The sequence below is a fragment of the Nocardiopsis sp. CNS-639 genome, assembly GCF_000381685.1.
Taxonomy (GTDB): domain Bacteria; phylum Actinomycetota; class Actinomycetes; order Streptosporangiales; family Streptosporangiaceae; genus Nocardiopsis; species Nocardiopsis dassonvillei.
Genome location: NZ_KB906862.1, coordinates 185,540 through 206,947, shown reverse-complemented (window position 1 = coordinate 206,947; position 21,408 = coordinate 185,540). Strand labels below are relative to the sequence as shown.

The 21,408-nt window shown below is 74.0% G+C and carries 22 protein-coding genes; 13 read left to right on the top strand and 9 right to left on the bottom strand.

Annotation, left to right across the window (positions count from 1 at the left end):
• From G011_RS0115980 to mnhG, 4 genes are read left to right on the top strand one after another with little or no spacing between them, the layout of a single operon-like run.
• Positions 1–1,659, top strand: coding sequence for a Na+/H+ antiporter subunit D (locus G011_RS0115980; protein WP_196808521.1), 1,659 nt, complete (start codon positions 1–3; stop codon positions 1,657–1,659).
• Positions 1,656–2,270: a Na+/H+ antiporter subunit E gene (locus tag G011_RS0115975; RefSeq protein ID WP_019609362.1), complete on the top strand. Its 615-nt coding sequence runs from the start codon at positions 1,656–1,658 to the stop codon at positions 2,268–2,270. The genes G011_RS0115980 and G011_RS0115975 overlap by 4 nt, the downstream gene beginning before the upstream one ends.
• The gene (locus G011_RS0115970) at positions 2,267–2,632 is read left to right on the top strand and encodes a monovalent cation/H+ antiporter complex subunit F (RefSeq protein ID WP_019609361.1); all 366 of its coding nucleotides are present in this window, start codon (positions 2,267–2,269) and stop codon (positions 2,630–2,632) included. Before G011_RS0115975 ends, G011_RS0115970 begins: the two co-directional genes overlap by 4 nt.
• Positions 2,629–3,033: a monovalent cation/H(+) antiporter subunit G gene (gene mnhG, locus G011_RS0115965; protein ID WP_019609360.1), complete on the top strand. Its 405-nt coding sequence runs from the start codon at positions 2,629–2,631 to the stop codon at positions 3,031–3,033. Before G011_RS0115970 ends, mnhG begins: the two co-directional genes overlap by 4 nt.
• 107 nt (positions 3,034–3,140) lie before the next feature.
• Here mnhG and G011_RS0115960 read toward each other — a convergent pair whose 3' ends face one another.
• A complete protein-coding gene (locus tag G011_RS0115960; protein ID WP_019609359.1) occupies positions 3,141–3,425 on the bottom strand; it encodes a MerR family transcriptional regulator in 285 nt (94 codons plus the stop codon).
• A 145-nt stretch (positions 3,426–3,570) separates the two neighbouring features.
• Here G011_RS0115960 and G011_RS0115955 point away from each other — a divergent pair, with 145 nt between their 5' ends.
• From G011_RS0115955 to G011_RS0115945, 3 genes are all read left to right on the top strand, one after another.
• Positions 3,571–3,999 carry an Hsp20/alpha crystallin family protein gene (locus tag G011_RS0115955; RefSeq protein WP_019609358.1) on the top strand — a complete coding sequence of 143 codons (429 nt, stop codon included), beginning with the start codon at positions 3,571–3,573 and terminating at the stop codon, positions 3,997–3,999.
• 83 nt (positions 4,000–4,082) lie between these two features.
• Entirely contained in the window at positions 4,083–4,406 is a 324-nt protein-coding gene (locus tag G011_RS0115950) for a hypothetical protein (RefSeq protein ID WP_019609357.1), read from the top strand.
• Between the two features lie 588 nt (positions 4,407–4,994).
• Positions 4,995–5,348: a MerR family transcriptional regulator gene (locus G011_RS0115945; RefSeq protein ID WP_019609356.1), complete on the top strand. Its 354-nt coding sequence runs from the start codon at positions 4,995–4,997 to the stop codon at positions 5,346–5,348.
• A 120-nt stretch (positions 5,349–5,468) separates the two neighbouring features.
• On the opposite strand, the gene G011_RS0115940 is transcribed toward G011_RS0115945, so the two are convergent.
• From G011_RS0115940 to G011_RS0115920, 5 genes are all read right to left on the bottom strand, one after another.
• Positions 5,469–5,858: a DUF779 domain-containing protein gene (locus G011_RS0115940; RefSeq protein WP_019609355.1), complete on the bottom strand. Its 390-nt coding sequence runs from the start codon at positions 5,856–5,858 to the stop codon at positions 5,469–5,471.
• Entirely contained in the window at positions 5,858–7,381 is a 1,524-nt protein-coding gene (locus G011_RS0115935; protein WP_019609354.1) for an aldehyde dehydrogenase family protein, read from the bottom strand. The genes G011_RS0115940 and G011_RS0115935 overlap by 1 nt, the downstream gene beginning before the upstream one ends.
• Positions 7,382–7,491: 110 nt before the next feature.
• The gene (locus G011_RS0115930) at positions 7,492–8,829 is read right to left on the bottom strand and encodes a GAF domain-containing protein (RefSeq protein ID WP_019609353.1); all 1,338 of its coding nucleotides are present in this window, start codon (positions 8,827–8,829) and stop codon (positions 7,492–7,494) included.
• 421 nt (positions 8,830–9,250) lie between these two features.
• Entirely contained in the window at positions 9,251–9,580 is a 330-nt protein-coding gene (locus tag G011_RS0115925) for a hypothetical protein (RefSeq protein WP_019609352.1), read from the bottom strand.
• A 147-nt stretch (positions 9,581–9,727) separates the two neighbouring features.
• Positions 9,728–11,296: a CdaR family transcriptional regulator gene (locus tag G011_RS0115920; RefSeq protein ID WP_013155870.1), complete on the bottom strand. Its 1,569-nt coding sequence runs from the start codon at positions 11,294–11,296 to the stop codon at positions 9,728–9,730.
• A gap of 197 nt (positions 11,297–11,493) precedes the next feature.
• Between G011_RS0115920 and G011_RS0115915 the strand changes: the two genes are divergently transcribed.
• Together G011_RS0115915 and G011_RS0115910 are read left to right on the top strand one after the other, a co-directional pair.
• Positions 11,494–11,982: a GreA/GreB family elongation factor gene (locus tag G011_RS0115915; RefSeq protein ID WP_019609351.1), complete on the top strand. Its 489-nt coding sequence runs from the start codon at positions 11,494–11,496 to the stop codon at positions 11,980–11,982.
• Between the two features lie 840 nt (positions 11,983–12,822).
• Positions 12,823–13,215 (top strand): nuclear transport factor 2 family protein, encoded by a 393-nt coding sequence (locus G011_RS0115910; RefSeq protein WP_155979787.1) that lies wholly within the window; start codon positions 12,823–12,825, stop codon positions 13,213–13,215.
• A gap of 170 nt (positions 13,216–13,385) precedes the next feature.
• On the opposite strand, the gene G011_RS0115905 is transcribed toward G011_RS0115910, so the two are convergent.
• Positions 13,386–13,991, bottom strand: a complete 606-nt coding sequence (locus G011_RS0115905; RefSeq protein WP_019609349.1) for a TetR/AcrR family transcriptional regulator — start codon at positions 13,989–13,991, stop codon at positions 13,386–13,388.
• Positions 13,992–14,437: 446 nt separating this feature from the next.
• On the opposite strand from G011_RS0115905, the gene G011_RS0115900 reads away from it, so the two are divergent.
• Together G011_RS0115900 and G011_RS0115895 are read left to right on the top strand one after the other, a co-directional pair.
• Entirely contained in the window at positions 14,438–15,541 is a 1,104-nt protein-coding gene (locus tag G011_RS0115900) for a sialidase family protein (RefSeq protein ID WP_019609348.1), read from the top strand.
• Between the two features lies 1 nt (position 15,542).
• Positions 15,543–15,827: a MoaD/ThiS family protein gene (locus G011_RS0115895; RefSeq protein ID WP_017563261.1), complete on the top strand. Its 285-nt coding sequence runs from the start codon at positions 15,543–15,545 to the stop codon at positions 15,825–15,827.
• Positions 15,828–16,133: 306 nt separating this feature from the next.
• Here G011_RS0115895 and G011_RS0115890 read toward each other — a convergent pair whose 3' ends face one another.
• Positions 16,134–17,486 (bottom strand): DUF418 domain-containing protein, encoded by a 1,353-nt coding sequence (locus tag G011_RS0115890; RefSeq protein ID WP_026338352.1) that lies wholly within the window; start codon positions 17,484–17,486, stop codon positions 16,134–16,136.
• A 151-nt stretch (positions 17,487–17,637) separates the two neighbouring features.
• Here G011_RS0115890 and G011_RS0115885 point away from each other — a divergent pair, with 151 nt between their 5' ends.
• Both G011_RS0115885 and G011_RS0115880 read left to right on the top strand, forming a co-directional pair.
• Positions 17,638–18,894: a sensor histidine kinase gene (locus tag G011_RS0115885; RefSeq protein ID WP_019609346.1), complete on the top strand. Its 1,257-nt coding sequence runs from the start codon at positions 17,638–17,640 to the stop codon at positions 18,892–18,894.
• A gap of 5 nt (positions 18,895–18,899) precedes the next feature.
• Positions 18,900–19,598, top strand: a complete 699-nt coding sequence (locus tag G011_RS0115880; RefSeq protein WP_051104375.1) for a response regulator transcription factor — start codon at positions 18,900–18,902, stop codon at positions 19,596–19,598.
• Between the two features lie 245 nt (positions 19,599–19,843).
• Here G011_RS0115880 and G011_RS0115875 read toward each other — a convergent pair whose 3' ends face one another.
• Entirely contained in the window at positions 19,844–21,331 is a 1,488-nt protein-coding gene (locus tag G011_RS0115875) for an SDR family oxidoreductase (RefSeq protein WP_019609344.1), read from the bottom strand.
• Between the last annotated feature and the right edge of the window lie 77 nt (positions 21,332–21,408).

The window sequence follows — 21,408 nt, the reverse complement described above, 5'->3', positions numbered from 1 at the left end:
ATGGGGACGGACTACTTCGTCGGTCTGCTGCACTACTTCATCCCGCTGCCGGTGGTGCTCCCGCTGTTCGCGGCCGGGGTGAAGCTGGCGCTCGGCATCCGCTGGCCCCGGCTCCAGCAGGCGCTCAGCGTCATCTCGCTGGCCCTGGTGCTGGTCATCGGCCTCGTGCTGATGCTCGGCTCCCACGCCTACGGCCCGCAGGTCGTGCAGGTGGGCGGCTGGGAGGCGCCGATCGGCATCACCCTGGTCGCCGACCGGCTCTCCGCGCTGATGGTGACGGTGTCGGCGGCGATCACGCTGGCCGTGCTGGTGTACTCCATCGGCCAGGGCATGGCGGGCAAGGCCGAGGTGGCGCCGCTGTCGGTGTACCAGCCGACCTACCTGATCCTGGTGGCGGGCGTCTCCAACGCCTTCCTGGCCGGTGACCTGTTCAACCTGTACGTCGGGTTCGAGATCCTGCTGACCGCCAGCTACGTGCTGCTGACCCTGGGCGGCACGCAGTCCAGGATGCGGGCGGGCGCCATCTACGTCGTGGTGTCCCTGGTGTCGTCGGTGCTGTTCCTCATCGCCATCGGGCTCGTCTTCGGCGCGACCGGCACGGTGAACATGGCCCAGCTCGGCGAGCGGCTGCCCGAGCTGTCCTCGGACCTGCGGGCGGTCCTCCAGGTCGTGCTGCTGTTCGCCTTCGGCATCAAGGCGGCGGTCTTCCCGCTGGCCGCGTGGCTGCCCGACTCCTATCCGACCGCGCCCGCGCCGGTCACGGCGGTGTTCGCGGGCCTGCTCACCAAGGTGGGCGTGTACGCGATCATCCGCACCCAGACCCTGCTGTTCCCGGGCGAGCAGCTCAACGACCTGCTGATGGTCGTCGCCCTGGCCACGATGATCATGGGCATCCTCGGCGCGGTCGCGCAGACCGACATCAAGCGTCTGCTGTCGTTCACGCTGATCAGCCACATCGGGTACATGGTGTTCGGCGTGGCCCTGGGCAGCGAGCAGGGCATGGCGGGCGCGGTGTTCTACGTCGCGCACCACATCACGGTGCAGACCACGCTGTTCCTCATCACGGGTCTGATCGAGCGCCGGGGCGGCTCCACCTCGCTGGACCAGCTGGGCGGGCTGGTGCGGATCGCGCCGATACTCGCGGTCCTGTTCTTCGTCCCGGCGATGAACCTGGGCGGCATCCCGCCGCTGTCGGGCTTCCTCGGCAAGCTCGGCCTGATCCAGGCCGGGGTGGAGGCGGGCACGCCGCTGGCCTACACCCTGGTGGGCGCGTCGGTCCTGACGAGCCTGCTGACCCTGTACGTCATCGCCCGGGTGTGGAACTACGCGTTCTGGCGCACGCCCTCCGAGGGCATGGTGGCAGAGCCCGGCACCGTGCTGGAGGACACCGAGACCGACGACCCCTCCACCGCGGCCCTGGGCCCCGGCGAGGCGGTCGGTCCGTCCTCCCGCCTGGGCGACACCTCGACCGCGGCCACGCCCGTGGTCACGTCCGTCGTCCTGCCCAGGAGTATGGTCGGCGCCACGGTGGCGCTGGTGGTGTTCAGCATCGCCCTGACGGTGCTGGCCGGGCCGCTGATCGAGTACTCCTCGGACGCGGCGGTCGAGCTCCAGGCGCGCGGCCCCTACATCGAGGCGGTTCTGGGAGGCGACCGGTGAACGGCCTGCAGGAGAAGAAGCGGATCGGCCTGACCGCGCTGCGCAGGCGCCTGGGCAAGGTGCAGATCCCGGTGGCGCTCGGCATGACCCTGGTGTGGATGCTGCTCTTCGACGCCTTCCATCTGCGGCCGGAGTCGCTGGGCCTGCTGGTCCTGGGCTTCCTGGTGTCGGTGGTGATCATGCTGCTGTTCCCGCTGCCGCCGATCTCCCCGGGGTTCCGGTTCCGGCCGCTGTACCTGGTCCGGCTGCTGGTGTACATGCTCGCCCGGATGGTCTGGGCCAGCTTCCGGGTGACCGTGCAGACCTTCACGCCCGGACGGGTGCACAGCTCGGTGGTGGAGGTGCGGCTGCGCACCGACTCCGACCTGATGCAGGTGTGCGTGTCGATCGCCAGCTCGATCATCCCGGGTTCGGTGATCGTCGAGGTCGGCCAGCCCGACCGGACCCTGTACGTGCACGTGCTGGGCGCCGACGACGACAGCTCGATCGAGCAGGGGCGCGAGGACGTCCTGCACCTGGAGGAGCGGATCGTGATGGCGCTGGGCACCCGTGAGGACATCGCCGCGCTGCGGACCGGGGAGTCCGTGCTGAGCGGAAGGGGGAGACCGTGAACGCCCTGTGGATCGCCATCGGCGTCATGCTCGGCCTGGCCGCGCTGCTGAGCGTGACCCGGATGCTCATCGGCCCGGGCATCCTGGACCGGGCCATCTCCGTGGACGTGCTGCTCGCCTCGGCGCTGACCGGCGTGGGCGCCTACGCGGCCTTCACCCGCGACCCCACGGTTCTGCCGACGCTGCTGGTCCTGTCCCTGCTGGGCTTCGTCAGCTCGGTCAGCATCGCCAAGTTCGTCGCGCGGCGGGCGCACGAGGACCAGGAGCACATCGCCACGCCGACCGAGACCCATCCGACCTCCGCGACACCCACCGACGCGGTCCCCGGCTCGGAGCGGCCGGAGAAGGGGGAGACCTCGTGAGCGACCAGCTGATCACCGTCCTGGACTGGGTGGCGATCCTGTGCGTCCTGGCCGGGGCCATGCTCTCGCTCGTGGCGGGCGTGGGCCTGCTGCGCTTCCCCGACCTGCTCTCGCGCATGCACACCGCCGCCAAGCCGCAGATCCTGGGACTGCTGCTGGTGCTGGTGGGGATCGGCATCCGGCTGATCCCCGAGGAGACCAACATCTTCAGTGCCGGAACGCTGCTGCTGGTGGCGCTGTTCCAGATCGTGACCGTCCCGGTGGCGGGCCACATCGCCGCCCGCGTGGGCTACCGGACCGGGCGCATCGACGAGGAGCTCATCACCCGTGACGAGCTGGCCGAGCGCCTGGAGGCCAAACACGGGAAGGGCGGCGGCGAGGCGGACGGCGCTTCCCGCTAGACGGCGGGCGAGAATCCCCGCGAGGGCCCCGGGAGGGCGGCTGAGCCCGCTCCCGGGGCCCTCGCCGTGTCCGGGCCGGGTCCGGGCGGAGCCGGTCCCCGCCCGCCTCACCCGCCCCCGGGGCCGCCGCGCAGCCGGGTGTTCTCCTCCTCCAGCTCCAGGATCCGGCCGATCCCCGCGAGGTTCACCCCCTGGGCGGCCAGCTCGGCCACCCGCCGCAGGCGGATGATGTCGTCGTCGCTGTACAGCCGCGTGCCGCCCTCGGTGCGCGCCGGAGCGACCAGGCCCCGCTCCTCGTAGGCGCGCAGGCTCCGCGGCGCGACGCCGGACAGCTCCGCGGCCACGGAGATCGTGTACAGGCCCCGGACAGGATCCGGCCCCGGTTCCCTCATCAGCGCATCCTTCCCGTCGGGACCGTCGTCTTACCCACGGATTGAGAAAATCTTTGTCGGACATAGTTGTTTACCTCTCCAGACTGGGGTATAAAACTTGCGTCACCTCGCATCAGGTTTTCTAGTAGAGCCAAGGGAGGTTTCCATGATGCTGATGCGTACCGACCCCTTCCGGGACATCGACCGCCTGACGCAGCGGATCCTGGGCGACGCGTCCCGACCGGCCGCGATGCCGATCGACGCCTACCGCGACGGTGATGTCTTCGTCGTCTGCTTCGACCTGCCGGGCGTGCGCGCCGACTCCATCGACCTGGAGGTCGAGCGCAACGTGCTCACGGTGACCGCCGAGCGCCCCGACACCGTGCGCGACCGCGAGTCGGTGGTGGTCGCCGAGCGGCCCACCGGCACCTTCTCCCGGCAGCTGTTCCTCGGCGAGACGCTGGAGACCGACGCCATCCAGGCCGACTACGCCGACGGCGTCCTGACCCTGCGCATCCCGGTCGCCGAGCAGGCCAAGCCGCGCAAGATCAGCGTCAGCACAGGCGAGGGCCAGCCCCGCAGCATCCGGGCCTGAACACCGGTGGCCCGGCTCCGGCCGGGCCGCCCGCCCACCCCTGAGCAGTGTCCGTGTCCCTCCCCTCAGGAAGCAGTGATCCGATGCCTTCCACACTCCGCAGGACCCGCGCGGTGGCCGAGCACATCCAGCGCCACGACCACCGGGAGACGACCCATTTCGCGTGCGTCCGCTTCTTCCGCGCCCTCCGGGCCTACGAGACCGCGTGGGGGAGCACTCCCGACCGCCTCCGTCAGGCGCTGGAGGACCTCAGGAACGCCACCGCGGAGCTGACCGGTGACCCCGACGCCTTCCGGCGGGCGTGCCGGGACCCCCGCCACGGGGGCCTGCCGCACAGCCTCGACGAACCGCTCGCCGAGCAGTTGAGGGCGTCCCTGGAGGCCCCGGTGTACGCCGAGGCGGGCTGAGGCGGCGCTTCCGGAAAACCTGCTCGCGGGACTCACCGAAATCTACATCGGCCAGAGTAGACATCCGTTGTAAGCGCTGATACATTTCCTGTCGTAGCCACAGAGATCCACGAGGTGGACCACCGGATGCGCCGGTGGGGAGCAGGACCGGCGTCCCGCCCGTACGGGGGACGCCGCGGCAACAGGGAGAACGCGGTAGGGCTCGACCGACGCAGAGGTTTCCGTACGGCGTCGGGAGCCGGTAGGACAGCGACACCGCAGTACAGAGGTAAGGCAGTACCGCAGGACCGGCGTCCCGCCCGTACGGGGGACGCCGCGGCAGGTGTGAAGTGTACGCAGTGAGATCGAGAGGAGTAGATGCCATCGAGGATCGCCCGGGTGCGGGGATGTCCCACTCGGGTACCGCAGGCCCCGGTTCGGAAGAAGGTGGTCCACGGTCACACAACCGCGATCCCCGCACTCCCGTCCCAGTTCGACCTCGGGAAGCGGAAGACCGGCAGCAGCCGGTAGATGGTGTTGAACTCTCGGGCCCCAGCGCTGTTCGGCGCTGGGGCCCTCGGCGTGCGATGAGGAGAGAAAGAGAAACGCTTGTCCCGTCCCGAAACCGAAGACCGGTTCGACGATGACGACTACCCCGCCTACACCATGGGCCGCGCGGCGGAGATGATCGGTGCCACACCGGCCTTCCTGCGCGCCCTGGGCGAGGCCCGGCTGATCGAGCCCCTGCGCTCGGCGGGCGGGCACCGCCGCTACTCCCGCTACCAGCTCAGGATCGCCTCCCGCGCCCGCGAACTCGTGGACGAGGGCACTCCGATCGAAGCCGCGTGCAGGATCATCATCCTGGAGGACCAGCTGGAGGAGGCCCAGCGGATCAACGAGGAACTCCGCGCCTCCGAAGCCGGCGCGCGGAACGACGAGCGTCCGGACCCCGGGAACGCCTGACGGAGGACGGGGTGGCCCGGACCGGAAGGCCGCTCCCCCGCGCTCCCCCGGGAGGCCGCCCCGTCCGACTCCGTCAGGGCGGCCCCACCGCGTTCTCCGCCCCGCCGCGTCCGCGCGGGCTCAGAGGCGTTCGGCCTCGTCGTCGCTCATCAGCCGGGAGCGGATGAGGAACCGGTTGCCCGTCGGCGCCTCCAGGGAGAAGCCCGCTCCCCTGCCCGGGACGACGTCGATGGTCAGGTGGGTGTGGCTCCACAGCTCGAACTGCGCCCGCGACATCCACACCGGCACCGGCTCGGGCGCGCCCACGTCGAGGTCGCCCAGGCGCACGTCCGAGGCCCCGGTGCGGAACTCCCCCGCCGGATAGCACATCGGCGAGCTGCCGTCGCAGCACCCGCCGGACTGGTGGAACATGAGCGGCCCGTGTTCGGCGCGCAGCTCGCGGAGCAGGGCGGCCGCCGCGTCGGTGACGGCCACCCTCTCCACGGCCGCGCCGTCGGCGCGGGGATCCATCAGAACAGCCCCATCGCCTTGTCGGAGTAGCTGACCAGCAGGTTCTTGGTCTGCTGGTAGTGGTCGAGCATCATCTTGTGGTTCTCGCGGCCGATGCCGGACTGCTTGTACCCGCCGAAGGCCGCGTGCGCCGGGTAGGAGTGGTAGTTGTTCACCCACACGCGGCCCGCCTGGATGTCGCGGCCCGCGCGGTAGGCGGTGTTGCCGTCGCGCGACCACACCCCCGCCCCCAGCCCGTAGAGGGTGTCGTTGGCGGTCTTGAGGGCGTCGTCGTAGTCGTCGAAGCGGGCCACCGACACCACCGGGCCGAAGATCTCCTCCTGGAAGATCCGCATGCCGTTGTGGCCCTCGAAGACGGTCGGCGCGACGTAGTAGCCGCCGGACAGGTCGCCGCCGGGATCGACCCGCTCCCCTCCGGCGAGCACCGCCGCCCCCTCCCGGCGGCCGATGTCGATGTAGGACAGGATCTTCTCCAGCTGGTCGTTGCTGGCCTGGGCGCCGACCATGGTGTCGGTGTCCAGCGGGTTCCCCTGCCGGATCCGGCCGACGCGGGCCAGGGCGTCGCCCATGAAGCGGTCGTAGACGGCGTCCTGCACCAGGGCCCGCGACGGGCAGGTGCACACCTCGCCCTGGTTGAGGGCGAAGAGGGTGAAGCCCTCCAGGGCCTTGTCGTAGAAGGCGTCGTCGGCCGCGGCCACGTCGGCGAAGAAGATGTTCGGGCTCTTGCCGCCCAGCTCCAGGGTGACCGGGATGAGGTTCTCCGACGCGTACTGCATGATGAGGCGGCCGGTGGTGGTCTCGCCGGTGAAGGCGACCTTGCTGACGCGGGGGCTGCTGGCCAGCGGCTTGCCCGCCTCCGCGCCGAAGCCGTTGACGACGTTGACCACGCCGGGCGGCAGCAGGTCGGCGACGAGCTCCATGAGCAGCAGGATCGAGGCGGGGGTCTGCTCGGCGGGCTTGAGCACGATCGCGTTCCCGGCGGCCAGCGCGGGCGCGAGCTTCCAGGTGGCCATGAGCAGCGGGAAGTTCCACGGGATGATCTGGCCGACCACGCCCAGGGGCTCCTGGAAGTGGTAGGCGACGGTGTCGCCGTCGATCTGGGAGGTGTGCCCCTCCTGCGCGCGGATCGCCCCGGCGAAGTAGCGGAAGTGGTCCACGGCCAGCGGCAGGTCGGCGGCCAGGCACTCGCGGACGGGCTTGCCGTTCTCCCAGGACTCGGCGACGGCGAGCCGTTCCAGGTTCTCCTCGACGCGGTCGGCGATCCGGTTGAGGACCAGGGCCCGCTCGGCGGCGGAGGTGCGGCCCCAGGCGGGGGCGGCGCCGTGGGCCGCGTCCAGGGCCAGTTCCACGTCCTCCGCGCCGCTGCGGGCGACCTCGGTGAAGACGCGGCCGTTGACGGGGCTGGGGTTCTCGAAGTAGCGGCCCCGGACCGGCCTGACCCACTCGCCCCCGATCCAGTTGTCGTAGCGGGCGGCGTACTCGACGACGCTTCCGGGCTGGCCCGGGGGTGCGTAGATCGCCATGGAGGTCTCCTTAGTTCACCGGGCTCCGGCCGTGGGACCGGCAGCCGCTTCCGGGGAGGTCGGGAGGGTGACGCTAGTCACCGCCACGTTGCGACCACGTTGCGGGCGGGTCAGCCGCCGAGCCAGCGCAGCCTGCCGCGCAGGGCGGCGTGGCGCGGGGAGGCGGGGTCGAGGGCGCGCAGCACGGCGGTCAGGACTCGGGGGTCGTCGCGCCACTCGGGGTGCTCGGCCCAGTCCAGGAGCACGTCCGGTGCGGCGTTGGCGCCCAGGGCCTCGCACGCCTCGGCCTGGAGGCCGTCGCGGACCTCGGCCACGCCGGGCGCCTCCGAGCGGGGCAGGACCGGCCCGGCGTAGGCGTCCAGGGCCCGCCGGTAGGCGCCCGCGGCCAGGTGGCGGCGCACCTCGTCCACGTCGGTGTCCAGTGGACGGCACAGCCGGTAGGGGCGGGAGGCGAGCAGGCCGGGGCCGAGGAGGCGGCGCAGGCGCGACACCTCGGCGCGGACGGTGACCGGGGAGGCGTCCCGCTCGTGCAGCCGGGCGCCGAGCTCGTCGCCGGTCAGTCCGCGCGGGTTGCGGGCGAGCAGGAGCAGGATCTCGGAGTGGCGGGCGCTCAGGTCCAGGCCGCGGCCGTCCAGGGTGAGCCGGGCGCCGTCGCGTCCCAGGACGCGGAGCCGGTCGTCCCCGGCGGGTCCGCGGGCTTCGGCGGAGGCGGCGCCTCCGCGTGGACCGGTCGGCGGGCGGGCGGTCCGGCCCGCCCGCCGCCGTCTCGGCTCGGGCACCCGGGCCCCGGCACGCAGGGCGCGCAGCTCCGCCTCCGCCGCGGTGGCGGCGGCGCGGACCAGAGCCAGGGCCTGCGGCGAGGCGAGGTGGCTGTCCCCGGTGAGGTCGAGGACGCCCAGGAGGGCACCGGTGCCGGGGTCGTGCAGGGGCGCCGCGGAGCAGCTCCAGTGCTGCACGCCCCGGGCGAAGTGCTCGCTGGCGAACACCTGGACCTCGTGGTCGAGGGCGAGGGCGACGCCGGGCGCGTTGGTGCCGACCGCGTGCTCGTGCCAGTTGGCGCCCTCGACGAAGCACATGTCCTCGGCGCGGCCGCGGAGCCGGTGGTCGCCCTCCACCCACAGCAGGCGGCCCGAGGCGTCGCCCACCGCGAGGATCTGGGGGCCGGGCGCGGTGTCGACGAGCAGGTGCCGCAGCAGCGGCATGACGGCGGCCAGCGGGTGCGCGTCGCGGTGGTCGCGCAGGTCGGGGCCGGTGAGCTCGATCCGGGGCAGGGTGGTGTCGGGGTCCACGCCGTGCTGGGCGCTGCGCCGCCAGGAGGCGCCGACGACGGGGCGGACCGGGCCGCTGACCCGGCCGGAGTCGGTGAAGCGCGCGTGCGCGACCGCCACGTCCCGGCGCACGGCCTCGGGGTCGGCCTCCCACGGCCACGCGTTCCACGGTCCCGGCATGCGCGCTTCCCTCCGCCGAGGCGACGGCGGGCCGTGCCGACGGACCGCCCGACACCCCGATTGAATCCGCGCCGGCCCCTTCTGACAAGGGGCCGGGGCGAACCGGCCGCTCCCTGTCCCGTGGGCGCGGACCCGGTGCCGCGTGAGCCGGGGCCGACCGCCTCCGTGGTCGCCCCGCGCGGGCCCGGTCCGTGTCGGCAGGGGCCTTCGAGGAGAAGGCACCGCCTGCTCCGCGTAACACTCGGACCCGTCCCGGACGGAAAGGCACCGCCTGCTCCGCGTGACGCTCGGACCCGTCCCGGACGGAAAGGCACCGCCTGCCCCGCATGACGCACGAACCCGCCCCGGACGGAAAGGCACCGCCTGTCCCGCGTGACGCACGAACCCGCCCCGGACGGACGGGTCCCCCGCGGTGCCCGCCTCAGCACTCCTCGCGGACGCGCTCCCTGCCGGGGCCGCAGAGCCAGTAGGCGGGGTAGGCCCGCACGTCCTCCACGGTCGGCGCGGCCGGGGGCGCGGCCGGATAGGGGTCACTGCCCCAGTCGAAGCGCGGGCGCAGCTCGCGCGCGGTGGCGCCGTCGGGGAGGGCGTCGCGCCCGGCGGGGGTCAGGTAGGTCCCGGCCGGGGTCCTGCGGGCCAGGCCCGCCTCCACCAGGGGCTGGGCCAGCTCCTCCTCCACTCGCCCGTCCCACCGGGTGGTCGCCGCCGCGGTCCCCAACAACGCTGTCAGGTCCTTGATCAGTGTGCTCATGCGCAAACGGTAGCGATCCGCGGACCCGCGCACCCGGGCATTGCCCGAACTCGGGAGAGTGCGCCGGAACACACCCGGCCGCCCGTCCGGAGCGGGTGCGCCGCCGGTCCGCGCGGCACGCGGACGCGGGCGGACGCGGGTATCGGTTCAGAGCGGGTGCGGCCCCTCCTCCCCGGGCGGATCCGCCACGAGCGCGGCGAGCGCGACCGTCATCGCCACCCGGGCCCGCGGGTCGTGCAGCGGCAGGTCCGCGACCCGGCCCATCCGGCGCAGCCGGTACCGCACCGTGTTGGGGTGCAGGCCCAGCAGCTCCGCCGCCCGCCCCAGGTCTCCGTGCACGTACAGCCAGGCGCGGAGCGTGCGCGCGTGGTCGGTGCCGTGCTCGGCGTCGTACCGGACCAGGTCCGCCACCGGGTTGCGGACGGGCATGCGCCCGGCCTCGGCCACCAGGCGCAGGCGGCGCAGCAGCACGGAGTCCCAGGCGTCGTCGTAGACGACCGCGTCGGCGCCCTCGGGCGCCTGTCCGTGCAGCGTCAGGCACTCGTCCGCCTCCTGCCTGCTGGCGGGCAGGCCCGCGGCGTCGGCGGTGCCGCCCACCCCGGCCACCACGCCCAGCCGGTCGGGCAGGCCGCGCAGCGTCGAGCGCACCCACTCCACCGCCGGAGCGGGGTCGTCCCCGCACGGCAGCACGGTGTACACGGTGGTTCCGAGCAGGGTGCTGCGTCCTGGACGCGACCAGCCGAAACCGGTGGTGACCTGCTCGAACAGGTGCAGGATCGCGGCCTCGGGCTCGGTGCGGGCGCGTGCCTGGAAGGCGATCACCCGCAGCCCCGCCCCGAGCAGGCCGATCCGCCCGGCGGTCTGCGCCGGGTCGGCCGAGCCCTCCAGCAGGTCGATCACCGACTCCGACTCCACCTGCCGCTCCAGGTCGCTGCTGACCCTGGCGCGCAGCATGTGCAGCCCGACCGTGTGCGCCCCCTCGCTCAGCGCCCGGGAGCGGTCCGCGTCCAGGGGTGCGTCGCACGCCACCCACAGCGTGCCCAGGAGTTCGCGGCCCACCCGGATCGGCGCGGCGGTGCGTCCGCCCATGTCGAGTTCGGGTATCCCCGGCACGAACCGGGGGCCGGTCGCCGCGGCCAGCCGGGTGAGCACCCCGTCGGCGTCGAGGCGTTCGCGGACCCGCTCGGGGACCCGCCGGTCGACGAGGGTGTCGCGCCGTACCCGATCGGTGCCGCCCTGGGAGGCCGAGTAGGCCACCACGCGCGAGGCGCGGTCCTCGATGGTGACGGGTCCGCCGACCTCGGCGGCGACGGTGTCGGCCAGGGTGAACAGGTCGCTGGGGCCGCGCCCGGCCTCGGTCTCGCGCCCCTCCAGGACCAGCCCGTAGACGACCCCGGAGACCTGGCTCCACGACACGGCGGGCTCCACGACCAGGAGGGCGGGGCCGCCCTCGCCCAGGCGTGCGCGTACGTCGTCGCCGGGTTCGGTCGCGGACCGGATGATGACGACGGTCGCGCGGGCCTGCTCGGCCAGGCGCACCGCCTCGGCGGCCGAGTCCACGCCGACCGCGAGGAAGGCGTCGCCCAGCTGCGGCACGTCGTCGGTGGGGTCGTGCATGGCGACGCTGCGCAGCTCCCTGCGGCGCAGCGGCTCGGGGCCGACGAGCCGGGCGCCGTAGCCGCCCAGGACGTTGACGAGACGGTCGAGGTGGATCACGCCCGCTCCTTTCCCCGGCGACGGAGTTGTTCCGCGGCCACAAAGGGGCCTCACCTGATTGTCGCCCGAGGATAACGCCCGCCCCCGTCCCCGTGGACACACTCGTGGTAGGTGACGGCCCCCGTGTCGGCCGCCGCTGTGCTCGCCCCGTCCGCGGACCCGGTCCGCGGCGCGGGCCCTGAAGACAAGGAACGTTCATGGCCAGGACCACCGACCGATGGATGACCCGGGAGGCCTACGAGCGGCTCCGGGAGGAGCTCCGGACGCTGCGCGCGCTCCCCGACGACGACCCCGGCACCGGGGCGGACCGGGGCGCGGGGGACGTACTCCCCGCGCCCCGCTACATTCACGACCCCGCCGTGCGGCAGGCGCGCGTGCACACCATCGAGCGGCTGCTCAGCGAGGCCGTCGTGGACGAGGCCGCGCCCGACGACGGGATCGCCGCTCCCGGCAAGGTGCTCACCATCCGCTACGACGGCGAGGAGGATGACGAGGTGTTCCTCCTCGGCGTCCGGGACGCGTCCGTGGCGGACCGGATGACGGTGTACTCCCCGGAGTCCCCGCTGGGCGCGGCGCTGGTGGGCGCCCGCCAGGGCGAGCGGCGCACGTTCACCGCGCCCCGGGGCACGGTCATCGGGGTCACCCTGCTCAGGGCCGAGCCGTACCGGGCCGCCGTCGTGCACTGACCCCGGCCGCGGGGAGCCGCCGGGGACGGAGCGGGGCCCGCCGCGGGAGGGCCGGGTCCGGCCCGGGCGGGCCCGCCCGGGCCGGGCGACCGGGGAGGCGCGGAGAGGACGGGGACCGGGGGGACGTTCGCTCCCGGCGGGCGCGCGGCGCCCCGGCCGAGGGGCCCCGCCTGGACGGGTGGCCGGAAAGCGCGGGGAGGGCGGGAAGGGGCTCCCCGCGCGCCTCTGCGCAGGGGATCTCGGAGAGGGGTTACGGCGCGGGAACGCGTCGCGGGGTTTCTCCGCCGCGTGTTCCAGGGCGTTTTCCCTCGGTTCGCCGCGCTCCTTCCGACGCGCTTTCCCGCGCGTCCTCTTCGTACCCGATTCCTCTCCGGGGAAAGGTCGTCGGCGGGGGAACACAGGGGAAATCACTTCTCACGGCCTCTCCGGGGGCGCCCCGGCCACGCGGAACACCAGGTCCGGGCGCGCCCTCCCCCGTCGTCGTCCGCGACCCGGCCGCCCGTGCGCGGCGGCGCCGGGGCGGCGCGCGCCCTCCCGCGACGGCGCCCGCGGAGAACGGATTCCGAACGGCGTTCCCGGCCTACCCGGACACCGGGGAAACCGTCAGACCGCGAATCGGGAAAACGTCCCCGCCGCCTTTTCCCGCAGGGAACGCCGTTTCCCTCCGGAGGGAAGAGCACACCGCCCCGAAGGCCCGGGGGGCTTCCTCCACGACCCGCGCGCACCCTGTTCCCGGAAGGGGAAGATCACGACCGCCCGGTTCCGGGTAGCGGGTTGGGGGAGCCCGCGGGAGCACGCGGGCCGAAGGAACGGACACCCGACGCAGAGAGGGCGATGCACATGAGCGCGGACACCGACGACGCGCGCTGGGCGCCGGTCAGGGACTGGCACGCGGCGGTGAGCGCACGGGACCTGATGGCGGCGAAGGCGGTCGCCGACCCCGACATCAGGGTCGGCGGACCCCAGGATTCCGCGCAGGGCGTGGACGCCTTCCTGGACTGGGTCCGCGACTCGGGCATCCGCATCGAACCGGTCGGCTGGCACACCGTGGACGAGCACCGCGTCGTGGTGGAGCAGGACGCCGCCTGGCCCGGCCGCGCCGATTCGGGGCCCGAGGCGGCCCCGGTGCGCACCGCGACCCTGTTCGAGGTGCGCCACGGCCTGATCACCGCCGCTCTCCGCTACGACGAGGGCGTGGAGGCGGCCCTCGACGCGGCCCGGCGCACGTCCTGACGCCGTGGACGTGCCGGGGCGCCGCGAGCGCGCCGGCCGCGCGTAGGCGCGCACGCTCCGGACCGCGCGGGTGTCCGGGACGCCGTGGGCGTACCGGCCGCGCGACACGGCCCGGGGCGGCCGGTACCGGTATCGGTGCGCCCCGGGTCGGTGCGGGGTGGGGGCCCGGGTCAGGGGGCCGCCGGTCTGTCGATGGTGTGGAGGAGGACGTGCGCCTCGTCGAGGCGGGCGGGGAAGGCCTCCGGGTTCTCCGCCAGCCGCATGGCGGTCAACTCGCAGGCCATGGCGGTGTGGGCGGCGAGCACGGCGACGTTCTCGGCCGCACCCGCCTCCACCAGGGCACCGGCGAACCGGTGGGCGCGCTGCTGACGGGTGAGCAGGTAGCGCGAGCGCAGCTCACCGCTCTCCCGGAGCAGGCGCGCCAGGACGGCGGAGTGGGCCGGGGAGAGCGCGGTGTGCGGTCTGACGGCGGCGTCGGCCTCCCTGAGCAGTTCGACGGCGGCGCCGAGGTCCTCGCCCAGCGGCCGGGGAGCCTTCTCCAGCACGTAGGCGCACATGCGGTCGGCCTCCGCCCCGTCGTCGGCGAACAGCACCTGTTGTTTGTCGCCGAAGTACCTGAAGAAGGTGGTCCGGCCGACTTCCGCGCGTTCGGCGATCGCGGCGACCGTGACGTTGTCGAATCCGTGCTCCGCGAAGAGCTGGAAGGCTGCTGACACGATCATGGCCCGGGCCTTACGCCGTTTGCGGGCGTGGAGCGTGTCGGGGGGGTGGTGCATGAGGCGACCCTATCGAGTGGGGATCCGGTTCTCTTTGGTACGCGGGACCATTGGGACGGTAGTCCTGAAACGCACCGAGAGACCGGGGAGCGGGAAGTCGTCTGTCCTGTTGTAGCGGGAACGCATCCGGTGGGCACAGTCCGAAACCCACGCGGGCGCACTGGTTGGCCCGGAATTTTATTGCAGAGCGGGGTTCGTCTGACAACCGCCTTCCGGACCGTGCGGAACATCTACCCGGAAAGCGGTTCGCCTCTCAGCGGATTTCGCCTTCCGCGCGGCCGGAGCGGGAGCCATTCCGGATCAGTCCCCATTGAACATCTTCCAGGAAAACGATCGGTTTCCTTACAGTTTCCCGGCCGGGGAACGCGGCCCGCCGGGGCGCGCGACCGCCGATTGTCAGTGACCTGTGCCACAGTGGAGACCTCGATCCCATTCTGGAGCTGGTCATGGCATATCTCCTGGTCATCGGCACACGCAAGGGGCTCTTCACCGCCCGCAGCGAGGATCGGCGCGCGTGGGAGGTGAGCGGCCCGCACCGGCTCGACTCCGCGGACTACGCCAGCATGAGCGCGGTGTACGCGGTCGGCGTCAACCCGCACAGCGGCCGCATCCTCGCCGGAGCGGAGAGCTCGCACTTCGGACCGAGCGTCTGGTACAGCGACGACGGGGGCGCCACCTGGCACGAGCCCGGGTCCGCGCCCATCGCCTTCCCCGAGGACACCGACGCCTCCCTCGTCCGGGCCTGGCAGTTCGCCTTCGGCGACGACGCCGACACCGTGTACGCGGGGGTGGAGCCGCACGCCCTGTTCCGGTCCTCCGACGGCGGGCTGCGCTTCGAACTCGTCCGCGCCCTGTGGGACCACCCGCACCACGCCGACTGGTTCCCCGGGGCGGGCGGCGGCGCGGTCCACACGATCCTGCCCGGGATCCTCGGCGCGGGCGGGCGCGTGCCCGGAGCCGTGACCGTGGCCATGTCCACCGGTGGTGTCTACCAGACCCGCGACGACGGTGCCAGTTGGGCTCCGGCCAACCGGGGGATCTCGGCGGTGTTCCTGCCCGACGAGGAGCCCGAGTACGGCCAGTGCGTGCACAAGGTGGCCGCCGGGCCGGGCGGCGTGCTCTACGCGCAGAACCACCACGGGGTGTACCGCAGCTCGGACCCCGCGGGGAAGGGGTGGACGGCCGTGGAGACCGGCCTTCCCACCGACTTCGGGTTCGCGGTGGTCGCCCACCCGCACCGGCCGGAGACCGCGCTCAACTTCCCCGTGGTCAGCCAGGAGGTGCACCTGCCGCCCGACCACCGGCTGGGCGTGTACCGGACCGACGACGGGGGCGGCAGCTGGCGGCCGTTCACGCAGGGCCTGCCGCGGGAGCCCTACTTCGGGATCGTGCTGCGCGACGGCGCCTGCACCGACGGGGCGGACGTGCCCGGGTTCTACTTCGGCACCCGGTCGGGCGACGTCTACGCCGCCACCGACGACGGTGACGGCTGGCACCCGGTGGTCCAGCACCTGCCCGACGTCCTGTGCGTACGCGCCGCGGAGGTGTGAGATGCGGGTGACGGTACACCTGCCGGGTCTGCTGAGGGCCGACGCCGACGGCGCGGCCCACGTCCCGGTGGAGGTCGAGGACGGGACCGCGCTGGGCGGGGTGCTGGACGCGCTCACCGCCCGGTACCCGGGGCTGGACAGGCGGATCCGCGACGAGCAGGGGCGGCTGCGCCGCTACGTCAACGTGTTCGTGGACGAGGACGAGTGCCGCGGGGTCGGCGGGCTGGCGGCGCCGGTTCGCGACGGCGCGGACGTGCGGGTGCTGCCCTCGGTCGCCGGAGGCTGAGAGGAACCCGCGCGAGGACATCGGCCGTGACGGGGTGCCGCCCCCGGCCACCGGGCGCTGGGAGGAACCCGCGCGATGTGCGGGCCGCCCGGGAGCACCCCGGGCGGCGGAGCGGGCGGGGCGCCGCGCGGCTTCCGCCGACACCGCCGTGGGGCGGCGCCCCGGACGAGCGTCCCCGGGCGGCTGGCGCGGTGACCGGAAGGGGCTCACCGGCCCGCCGCCCCATGGGCCTCTCCGGGTGGGACCCGGCTCCGCAACCGCCGACAGGTGAGCACCACCGCCGCCGGAAGCGGTCGGGTTCCGGTGTCAGGCCGGGTCCCCGCTGTCGGCCGGGAGGCCGGACCGCCGACCGGAGCGCTCGGCGCGCAGGGGCACCGGGCGCAGGTGGGTCAGGCTCCGCCACACCCACTCCAGAGGGCCGAGCCGGAACCGGCGCGCCCACAGGCGGGCGAGGACGGCGGTCGCGACGAAGTAGGCGGCGGCCAGGGCGTACTGGGCCAACTGGGGAACCGTCCCCTCGAACGGGCCCATGACCGCCAGGAACACCGCCGTGCTGCCCAGGTACACCGTGAGGGTCATCCGCCCGAGCGGGGCCAGGGTCCCCAGCACACGCGCCGCTCCCCGCCCCCTGAGCACCAGCCACCACACCAATCCCAGGTAGAGCAGGGCTCCGCCCAGGTTCAGCAAGGTGTTCCCCAGGAGGACGACCACGGTCTCGCCCACGGACCGCACCGGCGCGCCGTCGGCGCCGAACTCGGTCGGGAACACGACGCTGCCGACGAGCATGAGCGCCACGCTCAGGACCTGGACCGCCGCGCCGAACACGAGCATGCGCAGCGGCAGGCGGGAGGTCCCCTCCGCGCCGGTTCCGGGCTCGGCGGTGAGCTCCGGGCGGCGGGCCAGCCACACGCCCACGCAGAAGAACCCGAGGGTCTGCGGGACCAGCATCGCCGAGGCCCCCCAGGTGTGGTCCCCGAGGAACGGCGAGAGCAGCAGGTCCGACACCGGTACGGCGGCGAACAGCACGGCCGCCGCGACCAGCGGTCTGCGGCGGGACCCGCCGAGCAGCAGCGGCACCAGCGGGGTCAGCAGCAGCGCCGCGACCGAGTACTGGGTGAGGATGTCCCCGTCGAAGACCGCCAGGTGCGGAAGTCCGAACAGCAGACCCAGGACGGCGTAGCGGCGCAGCATCACCGCCGCCGGACTCCCGCCGCGCCGGGCGGCGGCCCGCCACGCCAGGACCACGCCCGCGCCCAGCAGCACCATGAGCATGGTCCTGGCCCTGCCCGACATGAGCAGGGTGAGCCCGCCGTCCACGAGTTCGCTCAGCACGCCCGGGACCCGGTCGCCCGACATCTCGACGGGATAGACCACCGAGGACGCGTTCATCATGACCACGCCGATCATCGCGAGCGCCCGTGCGACGTCCAGGAAGACCACGCGTCGCGCGGGGGACGGCAGGCCGGGGCCGGGACCGGCACCGTCGGACGCGGCTGTGTGCCGTGTCCCGGCCGTGTGCCGAGCCTCGGTCCCCGCCGTGCGCGGTTCCCCGCTCCCGGGCGTGTGGAGCGCCCCGCCCTCGTGCCGTGCCCCGGCCGGGTGGTGCGTCCCGTCCCCGTGCCGTTGCGCCCCTGTCGTGTCGTACCCCGCCTCGCTCATGCGGTGCCCTCTCCCCCTCCGACGTCGAACGGCTCCCAGCCTCGCCTCCGGGCCCGTGCGCGCGCATCGACCGAACGGCCGACGCCCGGACCCGCCCGCCTCGTACCTTCGGCCGAGGCCCGCCGCGTCCGCGCGGCCTACGCTGGTCGCCATGGCCATGAACAGGGTGTTCGCGACGCTCGGCGGCGACCGGACCAGCGGTGCGCTGTCCCGGCTCGCGCCGTGGGCCGTGGCGTGCGTGCTCGCGGTGGTGTGGGCGCTGGACCTGCTGCGCGTTCACGGCGACTTCTCCCGCCCGGACTGGATGGGGCCCCCGCACTCGGCCATGGACTACGTGCCGGTGGTCTCCGGCGGGGTGGTCTGCGTGCTCGCGCTGCTCACCCTGCGCCCGTCCTCGGGACCGGTGGTGACCGCGGTGTCCGGTGCGGCGGCCTCGGCCTCGGTGCTGGCGGCCTCCGCGGTGCTGTGGCCGCTGCCCATGGGGGAGGCGTTCGGGTACGCCCTGGCGGGCTCGGAGGTCAGCGGGCTGCTGGTGCTGCTCGCGCTGGCCGGGCTGCGGTGCCGCCCCTGGCAGATCGGCACGGTGGCCCTGTGCGCCTTCGCGGCCACCCTCTCGGACTACCTGCGAGAGCCCGTCCCCTACTACGCGAGCCTGGCCAACACGTCGCTGACGTTCGTGGCCGTGGGACTGGCCCCGGGGCTGTACCTGCGGTGGCGGGAGGCACAGCGGCGTTCCCACGCGGAGCAAGCCCGCTCCCAGGAGCGGCTGGCGATCGCCCGCGACCTGCACGACGTCGTGGCGCACGAGGTGACCGGCATCGTCGTCCAGGCGCAGGCGCTGCGCCACATCGCCGACCGCGACCCCGGCGCGGTGCGCAACGCGCTGCCCGAGATCGAGGCGGCGGGGGCGCGCGCCCTGGAGTCCATGCGCGGGATGGTCTCGCGGCTGCGGGAACCGGGCGACGTGCCGCTGGCCCCGGACACCGCCGCGGGGCTGGCCCGGCTGGCGACACCGGCGGCCGGGAGCCGACCGGAGGTGGCGGTACGGTGCCGGGGTCCCGTGGAGGCCCTGCCGCCGACCGCAGGAACGGCGGTGCTGCGGATCGCCCAGGAGTCGGTCACCAACGCGCTGCGGCACGCCCGGGGCGCCACCCGGGTGGAGGTGTCGGTGGAGGCCGGAGCGGAGGAGGTCGCGGTGCGGGTGGGTGACGACGGCCAGGGGGGCGCGGGACCGGCCGGGGGCGGGTTCGGCCTGGTCGGCATGGCGGAACGGGTGCGCCTGCTCGGCGGCGTGTTCTCCGCGGGCCCGCGTGACCGGGGCCGGGGCTGGGAGGTGGCGGCGCGGCTGCCGCTGGACCGGGCGGGCGAGGGCCCGGAGCGACGTTCGACTGTCGGGGAGCAGGGGTGAGGGTGATGCGGGGGTCCCAGGAGGCCGGAGGGGAGCGGGCGGTGCCCGGCGGCGGCGGGGCGCCGATCCGGGTGCTGCTGGCGGACGACCAGGCCATGGTGCGGACCGGGTTCCGGTACATGCTGGCGGCCGAGGACGGCGTCGAGGTGGTGGGCGAGGCCGGTGACGGTCTGGAGGCGGTCCGGCTGGCCCGGGAGCTGCGCCCGGACGTGGTGCTCATGGACATCCGGATGCCGGGGGTGGACGGCCTGGAGGCCACCCGGCGGTTGGCCGGTCCGGGAGTGGCCGACCCGCTCCGGGTGGTCGTGGTGACCACGTTCGACCTGGACGAGTACGTGCACGCGGCGATCACCGGAGGGGCGGTCGGGTTCCTGCTCAAGGACGCCGGACCGGCCCTGCTGGTGGAGGCGGTGCGGGCCGCCGCCAGGGGCGACGCCCTGGTCTCCCCGAGGGTCACCGTGCGGCTGCTGCGGCACTTCGCGGCGGCGCCCCGGTCCGCGCCGGGGGACGGCGGGCTGACCGTGCGGGAGCTGGACATCGTGCGCGCGGTGGCGCGGGGGCTGACCAACACCGAGGTGGCCGGGGAGCTGTTCGTCACCGTGAGCACGGTCAAGACGCACCTGGCGAGCGTGCAGGCCAAGCTGGGGGCGCGCAACCGCGTGGAGGTGGCGGCCTGGGCCTACCGCAACGGGCACGCGGAGTAGGCGGGGCCGGCTCCCGCCGACGGTGCCGGTGCGTCGCGTGGTGGCGCGACGGCGGGACCGGGAACCGTCCGGCGGCGGAACGCGTCCCCCGACCGCCGTGCCGCTCCCGGCAGGAGCGGCACGTCCTCCAGCCGCTCGCGGGCGGCGGTTGTCCACAGCCTCCCGCCGCCTCTACCGCCGCCGGGCCCGATGCGGTTTCCTGGAATACGGGGGGTCCCCGAGGGGGTCCGACTTCCGGCTGCCCTCTACCAGTTGGCGGGGGCGTAGTCCTTCAGGAAGCACCCGTGCAGGTCCTCGCCCAGCTCGCCCCGCACGATGGGGTCGTACACGCGCGCGGCCCCGTCCTCCAGGTCCAGGGGCGCGTGGAACCCGGCCTCGGCCAGCCGCTCCTTCTCCGGGTGCGGGCGCTCGTCCGTGATCCACCCGGTGTCCACGCTGGTCATCAGAATGCCGTCGGACTCCAGCATCTCCTGGGCGCTGGTGCGGGTGAGCATGTTGAGCGCGGCCTTGGCCATGTTGGTGTGGGGGTGCCCCGGCCCCTTGTAGCCGCGGCCGAACACCCCTTCCATCGCCGACACGTTGACGATGTAGGTGCGGCGCGCCGGGGAGGCCGCCAGGGCCGGGCGCAACCGGTCCACCAGCAGGAACGGCGCGCTCACGTTGCACAGCTGCACCTCCAGCATCTCGACGGGGTCGACCTCGCCGATCCGCCGCGTCCAGCTGTTCACCGGGGCCAGGTCGGGCACCAGCCCTCCGGCGTCGATCGCCGTCCCGGTGCGCACCCGCTCCATCGACGCGGAGCCCGTGGTCAGCGCCAGGGAGGTGAGCATGGCCGGGGTGAGCGCGTGGGTCGCCGGGGCGTCCCGCCCAGGGTCGGCGCGGTCCTCCAGGGCGCGCGGGCGCACGCCGCCCAGCACCAGCGGCTCGGGGAGGCCCTCGCCCGTGAGCGGTTCGGCCTCGGCCTCGACCAGCGGCCCGTAGGAGCCGGGCGAACGGCGCACCGTCTGGGCCGCGTTGTTGATGAGGATGTCCAGCGGTCCCTGTTCGGCCACCGCGTCGGCCAGCCGCAGCACCTGGGCGGGGTCGCGCAGGTCGACGCCCACCACCCGCAGCCGGTGCAGCCACTCGCCGCTGTCGGGCATCGCGGCGAACCGGCGCACCGCGTCGTTGGGGAAGCGCGTGGTGACGGTGGTGTGCGCGCCGTCCCTCAGCAGCCGCAGGGCGATGTACATGCCGATCTTGGCCCGGCCGCCGGTGAGCAGGGCCCGGCGCCCGCTCAGGTCGGTGCGGGCGTTGCGGCGCTCCCTGTTGAACGCGGCGCACGCGGGGCACAGCTGGTGGTAGAAGGAGTCGACCTCCCGGTACCTCTCCTTGCAGATGTAGCAGGGCCGGGGCCTGCTCAGCACGCCCGCGAGGGCGCCGCCGCTGCCGCTGGTGAGGGCGCGGCCGTTGGTCTCGTCGTCGATCCGGTCCGGTGCCGCGGTGGCGGTGGCCGCGAACACGGCCCTGTCGTGGGCCTGGCGGGCGGCCTGGCGCTCCTTGCGGCGCCGCTCCTTGACGTTCTTGAACAGGCGTGCGGTCGCGCGCTGGAGGGCGACCGAGTCCGGGTGGTCGCTGGGCAGCTCACCGGCGCGGGCGATCACGTCCAGGCACGCGGCCAACCGGTCGGGGTCGATCCGCTCCGCCGGGTGCTCCAACTCCTCCGGCAGCGTCCGGGTACCCGTGTCCGTCATCGTCTCTGTCACCGCTCCACCGCCGCGCCGCGGTCGTCGCGGCCGGCCTTGCGTTCCCTGTGTCCGGTGGCTCCCGA